Here is a 3,852-nt window from a genome sequence, read left to right on the forward strand (position 1 = left end):
GCTATAGTCCCAGTGCCTGGCGACCAGCTCGCGATGCCACCGGAGAATTGTATCCGGAGTCACGATGGTGGCCAGCTGCTCGAGCATCTTCCGCCCGAGGATCTTGCCTTTGACCGCCAGCCGCCGCCGTTGGTCGTCGCTGATCAGAATCCGTTTCTTTCCGAGCTTCTCTCGGAGGACTCGATTCTCCGTCAGGAGGTACTCGACGGCGTCTTGCTGTCTGCGGTTGATCCAGCCTGCAAGGATCAGGAGCAGCAAATGCCATGGCTGAAATTAGGGCTTCATGTTCCTCCGGATGCGCAGTGATGAACGAGAGCATCCGGGATCGCTGACTACTTGTCAAGAGTCGCACCGAGCGGTACCCGTGCCCGCGGCAAGACACGCCGTCACAATTGTTTGCGGCTCGGCTGAGTTTTTTCACCTCACGCGGTTTCCTGGAATTGCTTTGACGTACGATCAGTGCCAGGCTACACTGTCGCCATTGGGTCCAGCACGACCTTAGGAGAATGCGGATCTGACAAAGTCGTACGATCGTCTTGCAGCCGAAGGTTTGGGCGCCGATCGCCGTGATGTTGCCCCGCGCATCGAACGCGAAATCGCCGCTGTTCCACACGCTGATCAGCCCGCTGCCCACGGGCCGCAGGATCTCCATCGACTGAAACCTGCCGAGCGCATCGGGCGTCGCGGTCTGCTCCATGCGGGTGCCGAAGCTCAGCCGCGTCGCCGCCCCGTTCCCCGCCTACGCGGCCGTCGACAGGACGGCGCCCGACCCGGGAATCGAGATACCCGTCTGAGAATCGCGGGTGAACGAGTGGACGACCTGACGATCGAAGGTATCCCCGGGGATCCCCGGGGCGAGGACCTGGTCGATGCCGCCGTGGGGCGCGTAGACGTGCCGGGTCACACACCGACCCCACCCCGTCGCGAGGTCTCGTCCCGCCGCCGCCCTGTCAGGCGCCGTTCCCGCGCGCTGACTCGTCCACCGCCCGGGGCGATCCCCCGTCCTCCGAGCCGGTGTTACCCCGAGCCTGTGCTGAAACGCGGGCAATTCCGGCTACCGCGGCCCGGCGACGCCGACGCGACGCTCGACTGGCTCGAGCGTGGCGTCGAGGAGCGTGACGGGGGCGCCACATATCTTGGATTTCCGATGCTCGACCTCGTGCGCGCCACGCCGCGCTTTCAGGCGCTGATGCGCATGATGAACCTGCCCGTGGCGCCGCCCGCTGGCGCTGCGGGCGTGCCGGGAGCGCCGCCGTGACGTTGCAGGCCGGCTACCGTCTTGGTCCCTACGAGGTTGTCTCCCGTCTCGGAGCGGGAGGGATGGGTGAGGTCTACCGTGCCCGCGATCGGCGGCTCGACCGCGAGGTGGCGGTCAAGGTGCTGCCCGCGGTCGCGGTCGCGGACGAGACGGCGCGGCTGCGGCTCTTGCGCGAGGCGCGGATGGCGGCGCGGCTCAATCATCCGAACGTGTGCACCATCCACGAGGTGGGGGAGGCGGAGGGGCAGGCGTACATCGCGATGGAGCTGGTGGCGGGGCAGGCGCTGTCGGACCGTCTGGCTGCGGGGCGGATGGCCATCGACGAGGTGGTGCGCCTGGGGCGGCAGATGGCGGACGCCGTATCGCACGCGCACGAGCACGATGTGGTGCACCGGGACCTGAAGAGCGCGAACGTCATCGTGACGCCGGAAGGGCGGGCGAAGGTGCTCGACTTCGGGCTGGCGAAGCCGCTGTTGGGGAAGGACCTGGAGGCGGCGACCACGCTGACGCAGGCGTCGCTGACCGAGGCGGGGGCGATGGTGGGGACGCTGGCGTACATGGCGCCGGAGCAGTTGCGCGGGAAGCCGGCGGACGCGCGCTCGGACGTGTGGGGATTGGGGGTGGTGCTGTACGAGATGGCGGCGGGAAAGAGGCCGTTCAGCGGGGAGACGGGGTTCGAGGTGTCGTCGGCGATCCTGAACCAGACGCCCAAGGCATTGCCGGCGGGGGTGCCGCCGGCGCTGGTGGGGATCATCGAGCGGTGTCTGGCGAAGGAGCCGGCGCAGCGGTACCAGCGGGCGGGGGAGGTGCGCTCGGCGCTGGAGGCGATGCTCACCGGCGGCTCGCCGGCGGCATGGCCGGGGTGGCGGGCGACGCTGGTGGCGCAGCGCTGGCCGGTGGTGCTGGCGCTGGTCTTCTCGATCCTCCTCGTGGTCGCTGGGCTGGACGTCGGCGGGGTGCGCAGCCGGCTGCTCGGGGGTGGCGGCGGCGAACGGGCGATCCGGATGGCGGTGCTGCCGTTCGCCAACCTGTCGGGCGACGCGGAGCAGGAGTACCTGTCGGATGGGCTGACGCAGGAGATGATCGGGCAGCTCGGGCGGCTGCATCCCGGCGAGTTGAGCGTCATCGCGCGGACGTCGGTGATGCGGTACAAGGACGGCAAGACGCCGATCGACCAGATTGGCCGCGAGCTGAAGGTGGACTACGTGCTGGAGGGGAGCGCGCAGCGCGAGGGCAATCGCGTGCGGATCTCCGCGGAGCTGATCCACACGGGCGACCAGACGCAGCTCTGGAGCGACGTCTTCGAACGGGAGATGTCGGGGGTCCTGGCGCTGCAGAGCGATGTGGCGCGCAGGGTGGCCGAGTCGCTCGCGCTGAAGCTGCTCTCTTCCGAGCGGGCTCGGTTGGCGAGCATGCGCGCTGTCAACCCCGAGGCCTATGACGCCGTGCTCAAGGGTCGTGCCCAGGGAGCGACGCTGACGCCTGCAGGTCTCGATGCGGCGGAACGGTACTTCAAGCTGGCGCTCGAGAAGGACCCCGGGTCGGCCATCGCGCATGCCGGGATCGCCGACGTGTGGGCAGCTCGGCAGCAGATGTTGATCACGCTCCCAGGAGAAGCCGGCCCGAAGGCGCGAGCCGCCGCGCTCGAAGCGATGGCGCTGGATGACACCCTCGCGGCGGTGCACGAAACCCTGGCCAGTGTCCTGGCCTGGACCGACTGGGACTGGGCGGGCGCGGAGCGGGAGTACCGGCGAGCGATCGAAATAGACCCCAACACAGCGGATGCGAGAATGGGCTATTCGCACGTCCTTTTGATTTTGCGGCGGCCCGATGAAGCGATGCGGCAGATCGAGCGGGCGGTGGAGCTCGATCCGGTCAGCGCCATGACCCTGAGCTTCTACGCGATCATTCTCCTTGGCACCGACCGCTACGACGACTCCATCGCGCAGGCCCGTCAGGCGCTTCGGCTGCAGCCGGATCACGGAGTGGCCCAGACCGCGCTCTGGCTCGCCCTGCACGCGAGCGGGCGATACGACGAGGTCATCACGGTCAAGAAGGACTTCTACGACGACTGGTGGCCCGAAGTGGGGCAAGCGCTGGCGCAGGGATACGCGGACGCGGGCTACGCCGCCGCGTGGCGCCGGGCGGCCGACGTGCAGGTGTCGCGTCACGACAAGGAGCCCGGCATTGCCGCTGATGTGGCGGAGTGCTTCCTGTTCGCCGGCGAGACGGCGCGCGCTCTCGAGTGGCTCGATGAGGCCGTCGCTCAACGTGATCCCAACGCGCCGTACGTAAACTGCTGCCCCCTCTGGGATCCCCTGCGCTCCGACCCGCGCTTCCAGGCGTTGCTGCGCAAGATGAACCTGCCCGTGGCGCCATCCGCTGGTGCTGCGGGCGTGCCGGGAGCGCCGCCGTGACGTTGCAGGCCGGTTACCGTCTTGGACCCTACGAGGTCGTCTCCCGTCTGGGAGCGGGAGGGATGGGTGAGGTCTACCGTGCCCGCGATCGGCGGCTCGACCGCGAGGTGGCGGTCAAGGTGCTGCCCGCGGTCGCGGTCGCGGACGAGACGGCGCGGCTGCGGCTCTTGCGCGAGG

Annotated in this window: 2 protein-coding genes; one reads left to right on the plus strand and one right to left on the minus strand. The window is 68.7% G+C overall.

The annotated features are described in order from the left end of the window. Positions 1–258 (minus strand): hypothetical protein (locus tag FJ222_12265; protein MBM4165196.1); only part of this gene is annotated, 258 nt, incomplete at its 3' end. Between the two features lie 873 nt (positions 259–1,131). Between FJ222_12265 and FJ222_12270 the strand changes: the two genes are divergently transcribed. Further along, positions 1,132–3,675 (plus strand): hypothetical protein, encoded by a 2,544-nt coding sequence (locus tag FJ222_12270; GenBank protein ID MBM4165197.1) that lies wholly within the window; start codon positions 1,132–1,134, stop codon positions 3,673–3,675. Positions 3,676–3,852 lie beyond the last annotated feature (177 nt).

The organism is Lentisphaerota bacterium (assembly GCA_016873675.1).
Taxonomy (GTDB): Bacteria; Verrucomicrobiota; Kiritimatiellia; order RFP12; family JAAYNR01; genus VGWG01.